The 6,606-nt window shown below is 64.4% G+C and carries 4 protein-coding genes; 1 reads left to right on the forward strand and 3 read right to left on the reverse strand.

Going from position 1 to position 6,606, the window contains the following annotated elements; translation table 11 throughout:
* Window positions 1-573: 573 nt before the first annotated feature.
* On the reverse strand, window positions 574-933 hold the full coding sequence (locus tag ABFX50_RS50100) for a hypothetical protein (RefSeq protein WP_346158279.1): 360 nt from the start codon (window positions 931-933) through the stop codon (window positions 574-576).
* A gap of 339 nt (window positions 934-1,272) precedes the next feature.
* Between ABFX50_RS50100 and ABFX50_RS50105 the strand changes: the two genes are divergently transcribed.
* Entirely contained in the window at window positions 1,273-1,659 is a 387-nt protein-coding gene (locus ABFX50_RS50105; protein WP_346158281.1) for an STAS domain-containing protein, read from the forward strand.
* A 702-nt stretch (window positions 1,660-2,361) separates the two neighbouring features.
* Here the strand turns inward: ABFX50_RS50105 and ABFX50_RS50110 are convergent.
* Together ABFX50_RS50110 and ABFX50_RS50115 are read right to left on the reverse strand one after the other, a co-directional pair.
* Window positions 2,362-2,679 carry a hypothetical protein gene (locus tag ABFX50_RS50110; RefSeq protein WP_346158283.1) on the reverse strand — a complete coding sequence of 106 codons (318 nt, stop codon included), beginning with the start codon at window positions 2,677-2,679 and terminating at the stop codon, window positions 2,362-2,364.
* 614 nt (window positions 2,680-3,293) lie between these two features.
* The gene (locus ABFX50_RS50115) at window positions 3,294-6,476 is read right to left on the reverse strand and encodes a hypothetical protein (protein WP_346158284.1); all 3,183 of its coding nucleotides are present in this window, start codon (window positions 6,474-6,476) and stop codon (window positions 3,294-3,296) included.
* Between the last annotated feature and the right edge of the window lie 130 nt (window positions 6,477-6,606).

Genomic DNA, 6,606 nt, shown 5'->3' on the forward strand with positions numbered 1-6,606 from the left:
GTTCTGGAGGGGACCTTCGACGGCGTGCTGACCCGTTGGATCTTCTCCGACGTCAAGCCCGGCTCCTTCCACTGGCGCGCCGTCGAGTCATCGGACGACGGCAGGACGTGGCGGCTGCGCCAGCAGATGGTCGCCAGCCGTCACTGAGACGGCCCGACGGAGGGATAGGGGGCACGGCGCCGGCGGAGGGTCAGCTCGGGTTCGGGCCTCGTCGCCGCACAAGGGGCAGGTACACCTCGTCGACGATCTCGACGAGGACGTCGTCGGGCACGGTGGGCGCCCCTCGTACGACGAACTCGTTGCGCAGCAGGACGCCGGCGCGGCCGCGGCGTCGCCGGACTGGTCCTGCAGTTGCGCCAGGAGTTCCGACGTGCCGCCCGCCGCAGAGAGCAGTTCGCGCAGGAGCGCGCCGATTCGGCGAGTTTCGGGGCGGTCGTTCTTGGGGGAAACGCGCTTCCCCTTCGACTACTGCGGCACCGTCCCGTAAACGAAGCATGTGGTGCTCGACCTAACCGAGCGGTCCTTCATGGACAGCAGGGACTACGGGTGATGCACCACCCACTTCTACAGCGCTTAGCACGGCGGCAGCCTGCGCCTGGCGGCGCTGCGGTGCGGCCCGGCTGCTGCACATCGTCGGCGTGGAGTGCCATCTGTCGATCTACGCCAGTGCATGACGCACTCGCCGACGCCTTCGCCGCCGAGTAGGGACCGGCCGCGCTCGCTGACGGTGGTGATGCGTGGTGGGGCGCCGTCGTCATTGGCGTCGCTGCGCATGCGCAGGCGGACGGAGAAGCGGCCGGCGCCCTGGGCGACGACGAGTTCGTCGCACAACTGACCCATAAACCACAGGCCATAGCCGCTTCGGGCATGAGGCGGCGGCCGGGACAGGCTGCCGAGGTGGTCTGTCACTTCGACGACGACGTCGGTGGCCAAGTGCCACACGATGACGCTGCCGCGCCCGAGGGCGTGTCGACGAGCACGTTGTCGGTCGCCTCGCTGAAGGCGAGGACCAGGTCGTCCAGGCGCTGGCCGCCCAGGCCGGTGCGGGCAGCGTGCCGGTGGACCTGCTCGCGCTGCGCAGGCAGGTCATCGGTGATGGGCCAGGACCGGCACGCTGTTCCCTCATCACGATCAAGCCCTTCCCCCGCTGATTCGTCGAAGGCAGCCGCCTGGCGTCCGCCATGATCGATCCTTTCCGGTCTGGAGGAGCATGATCTGCACACAGGGGCGCGTTTTTCCTGTTCGTGCCAGGGCAGTGCCTGGCAAGGGGTGGTGATCGTGGGCCTGGGGGGCTGGCCGGAGTTGCTGCGCGTCACCGTGCGCCGCGATCGCTCGGCTGTCGTGGTGGCCCTGAAGGGTGAGCTGGACCTGCACACCCAGCCGCTGGCCGAAGACGCGTTCGCCCAGGTGCTGACCGAGACGGCGCCGCACCCGTCGGGCGTGATCGCGGATCTGTCGGAGCTGACCTTCTGTGACTCCACCGGACTGAGCGCGCTGATCAGTGCCCGGCATCGCCTGGCGGCGGACGGCAGGCCGCTGGTGCTGGCCGGCGTGCACGACAGGGTCACACAGGTTCTCCGCCTCACCGGCCTGGATCGGGTCTTCGGCTGCTACGCCACAGTGGCCGAGGCGGCATCCGCCCTGACCAGGACGGATTAGGCCACCCACAAGACGGTGTTCTGCGACACCCGCGCGGCAACGCCACGAAGCTGAAGTACTATGAGGCGCCGGTCGACCCGAAGGATCTGTGGAAGGTCGAAACCCTCACCGAGCGGCTCAACGGGGTGACCAAGTTCGACTACGTCGACCTAGACGGCCCGCAGGGCGGCATGATCCACGCCACCGTCACCGACCCGCTGCAGCACTCCACCAAGTACGTGCTGGACGCCTACGGCCGGCCGGGAGTCGATCCTCAACACCAAGCAGGAGACCACCGCCCTCACCTGGGACCCCGATCACAACGTGGTCAAGCTGACCGAGGACAACGGCGCATACGCCACCTGGGTCTTCGACCAGAAGACCAGCTACCCGCTGGAGCTCAAGGACGCCGAAGCCAACGCCAACAGCACCGCTCGCACGGGGCTGGCGTACGAGGCGCCGCCATCTTCAAGGGCCACGTCGCCGATATGGTGGAGAAGACCTCGCCGGAGGGCCGCAACTCACCTACGACGCGGCGGGCAACCTCAAGACCCAGACCGAGCCAAAGGGCAACCTCACCCCTGAGGTGGCGGTGACTTCACCAGCTCGTATGTGTAGCCACACCGGTCGGGCCGACCAACGCGTCCTCGTTCCACAGGAATACCGCGGTGAGGCCAGTCACCTAGGCAAGCCACGCAGCCTCTGGAGGGAGCGTCATCGCCATCAGGCATGCCCCGCCACATTGTTACCCGCCATGGAGTTAGTCGCCATCACGACGGTGGTCGTGTCAGCCTCTCGCACGGTATTCACTGATTGGGACATGCCGGTAGCCGTAGAGCTGTAGGCGTGCGCGATACGGCCCGTGGCCTCCACCAGCGCGCTGGTGAACTCATTCAACGCCGACACCAGTTCCCCTTCTGGCCCCACCGGCCCCACACCGGCAAAACCCTGAGACAGCCGCTCCACCGCTGCGGCATAGGCTTCGGCTCCCTCGGCCATCTGCCTACCGGCCGACTCGGCCTCGGCCATATCCACCCGCATGCAACACCCCATCCGTTTAGTGCCTGCTACCCCGGCGACCGGTCCGCTTCCACGTGCCGGTCCTTGACCAGCGAGTCCGGCCAGCGTCTACGTCCCCATGGTCCTTTTTTCTCGGAGCGAGGTTACGCGCCCGCGCGCACCTGAAGACGACACTTCAACGAAACTCACACCATCTGGCCGCTTGGACCTCAACCCCGTGAGACGGCCTGGTCGTCGTCGACGGGTTCGTCGTGGCGCCGCGCGGCCAGCCGCCATCACTCACACACCCTCCTGCATGCTTCGTGACGCTGCGAAGCGGCCGCTGGTCCTGTCGATGGCTATCAAGCCACAACCCAGCTGACCTGCACGAACGTCAACACGAGTACATGGTGACAGCTTCGTAACAACGGTCAATCACCGTAAATCGCCGTCGAGGGGCGGCGGGGAAGGTGCCACGCTTTGGCACCGTCGCCACCACGAGGTCACGCATGGCGCCAGCGGAGTTGCCCTGGCTGCCCTGATCGTCTGCGATGAGCGTTTTGTAAATTGAAGTGGTCTATAGACGATTGTGTCGTGGGCCGAGATGGCCGCATACGTGACCACCGCCCAGAATCCCGTCTTCCATCCATTCGATGCTACAAGAGTAGCCCCGGCACTTGTAAGTCGATCATACTTCTCCCACTTTTTAAGGGAGGGGTTGTCGCTACTAGCAAAGCTACGGCTTGCTCCTTATCGATATCTCGATGGAATAAGAGATCGACGAGGGTTCGAAACATAAAATATGGACGCCCATCTCCCTGTCTAGGTACCAATACTTCGTCACCAAAACCGAGGCGAAGCGATGCCTCAACCAAACCCAAGTTGATCTTGAGGCGCGCCTGAATGGTGCCGGGATCTAACGATGAAGACCACAGGCGGAATTCTATATTATCGAACCTGCTGCCATTGACATCCTTTAAATTGACCGCCGGATAGTAGTCTCGCGAACCGTATCGACTGTTCGCCTTAACCATGTCCTCAAGGCTGGCGTAGCGGCCAGTCGCTTCGTTGGGCCTGCAGGCACGCTCATTTCTCGGATCTTCGAGAGATGGATCTCGCGCCAGTCGCTTCAACGTCGACCAAAACGTTTTGTGGATCTCTAAGGCTTTTGAGTAGTATTCAAGATGAGGACCGAAATCATGCGTGCTTATATGGGTGTGAAGTCCCGTTTCGCACGACGTGTATGCATGGTGTTTTCGGGCGGCGTCGGTGACCATGATCAATTCTTGGGCAAAGGTGAAATTGTCGACTGAAATCGGCGACACATTTTCAACTATTGTGTGGTTTGGGTTCGAAGTCCCTTCTATTTCCAGTCGCCAACTATCGCGCTCGTCGCTGTAACCGGCGCTTCTCGCAGCGTCTTTGGCCGCTAAATAGCCATCTTTTGTAAGGCCGGCGGCGTGCAGAGTGAGAGCCAGCTCGGTTTTGTGGACGAGTTCATACTCGACTTCGATGCCACCTCGACGTGCCGTCCAACACGAGACACTATTGTCAGAAATTAAGGGGACAACCGTGTCGCCAGCATTATAGCGTTTCATGGCATCATAAAATACTTGCTCGAACGCTGGATAGTTTTCCCGGTAAGAGGTCCCCGAATCGACCGATCGCCACCGCTCCCATGCCGCTCGTTTCGCCGCCCTTGGATCTGTTGAATCGAATAGTGGCATGTTACGGTCGGCGACCTCGGGTGCGATATGCGGATATTTATTGGCGGGATGGTTGAGCAACGCTGGAGATTGGATTTCTGCTATGGCTGCACTCTGGTCGGTAACGCGCGTGCCGATATCGGCGCCGGTGACCGAGAGTGCGGAGCCCGCGGATGTGGAGGCGCCGGACACTTCTCGATCCTGTGCATCAGAGAGGCTTCTCGCCGAGATCCGCATCGGCTCCTCGGAGGCGGGCCTGATAGAGGAGGCAGGCTGGCCGCTGATAAGCGCGTTTCCATCGGGAATGTCCTTCGAGTGTCGAGCCGTGCCGTAGCCGATCTGAGAGGCGTCGGATGGCGTGGTACCACCATCTGTGGTCCCGGTGTTCGTGGTCCCTGTGTTCACGCCACTGACGTGTGCAGTATCTGCTGGTGCGGGCCCGTCGGACACCCGGACCGGAACGGATCCTTGAGCGGCGCCAGAGTCGCCGCGAGCAGCAGTGCCGTCCCTAACCGCGTGATCGGCAGCGTGCTCGACCGACCCTCGGGACGCAAGCGGCGGGTGGGCCATCGAGGTGTCCGGCTCGCGAGGGCCCACGCCACCGGTGGCAGGCCGTACCTGATCCTGGGACGTCTGGCCCAGGCGCGTACCGGGTTGCGCAGCGAAGGCAGCATCCTGACCGGGAATCCCGTGCGCTCCCGGCGGCAGCCAAGCATCGGTGCCCGACCGGGCAACCTGGCCTGGGTACGCGTAGGGATCCCCGACGCCGCCCCGACCGTCACCGCTCCTGACCTCGACACCTTCAAGATTGGCGTCACTGGCAACCGAGATGAGAGCCGCCCGTTCGGTGGCCGGTTCGGGTGCGAGTTGCGTGCTGTCGGCAGAGGTAGGGGTGTGGGCAGGCGTGGTTGGTGCCGGAGCCGGATGTGATGGTGGAGGGACATAAGGAGCCGCCGGCGGGCCGGTCCTGGGGGGCAGGAGCGAGACGTGGGGGTCGCCGGTGGAGGGCCGGGTGCCGATGCCGGGTGCCTGAGGCCCGGTCGGGGGTGGAGGCGGCGGGTTGTTAAGCGCCGCCGGGGTGGTTGTTGGAGGCGGCGCGCCTGGAGGGAGGGCAGCGGCGTTTGTCGCGAGGCCCGTGGTGGCCGGTGTGGGTGGGTTATCTGCTGTGCTTGCGGAGCTGAGGGCTGTGACGGCGTTGATGGCATCGAAGCTGAAAGGGCTGATGGTGTTGGTACGGCCGACGCCACCCAGGAAACCGCCCAGAAAGTCTCCGCCGGTGGGCAGTTGCACCTGGCCGTAGACGAGACCGTTGGCGGCGATACCGGCGGGCGAGGAAACGATCACGTTGGTCAGGCCGGTCTGCAGCGCCCTGCCCGGAAAACGCCTGAGCGCGTTGACGGCTCCCGGCGCACTACCGGCGGCACGGGTCAGCGTTTTGATCCCGCGAAGGGCGGCGGTGAATCTGGAGACGAGCTTGACGACCTTGTGTGCCAGCATCGCGCCGAAGCCGTCGCCCAGCCCGGTAGCCAAGGTCCTCTGACCGTCCCACGAGGTGCGCGTTCCCCTGCGCATCTGCTCTTTTTGAGCGGCGCGATTGATCCACAAACTTTCCCCGATCTCTTCCGGGATCTCTCTGAAGGGGTGCGGGGCGGCGGCCCTGGCAAGCAGCGCCTTGCCTGTCCCGGTCTTGCCCGGCCCGCCAGCCTTCAACGCGGCGCCCCTGGGCAGCGCTCTGGCCGTCGTGGCGAACGTGCGGGTGGCCGCCAGATCCAGCCGTGCGAAAACCTTGTCCAGGCGCGTGCGCAGCTGTCGCGCCATCGGCCCCAGCAGGCGGGCGGCGCTGGCCGTGGTAAGACCACCCAAAACGATCGCGGCGATGGTGACCTTGAAACCGGCGTTGATCTCCAGCTTGGCAAGTTGCGTCTCGCGAGCATAAATGTCGTATTGCAAGGCGTAGGCGTGCGCCAGAGCCGCCACTGCGGGCAAGCCTTTACGCTGCTGGACAAGCAGCTCGACCTGCTCGCGGAAACCTTCCGCGCCCGGCCCTGCATAGCCCTGCAGGATCTGCTCGCCCGCCCCACCGGCCGAGGCGGCGAACTCCTCTACCGCGACCCGGTAATCATCAAAGGCCACGGCCGACTGCGCTAGCAGGCGCTCGCTGCCCTTATAGCGCCTAACAGAATGATCTCCGGTGTGCTTTGATCTCTCGCTGTAGCGGTCGTGAGAGGAGTACGGGTGGCGCGGGCGAAGCCGTGGGAGGTCA

The organism is Nonomuraea recticatena (assembly GCF_039533245.1).
Classification (GTDB): Bacteria; Actinomycetota; Actinomycetes; order Streptosporangiales; family Streptosporangiaceae; genus Nonomuraea; species Nonomuraea roseola.

Bases quoted from the DNA above. Each gene is read 5' to 3' on its own strand.
- ABFX50_RS50110 (WP_346158283.1), bottom strand. From the start codon at position 2,679: ATGCGGGTGGATATGGCCGAGGCCGAGTCGGCCGGTAGGCAGATGGCC.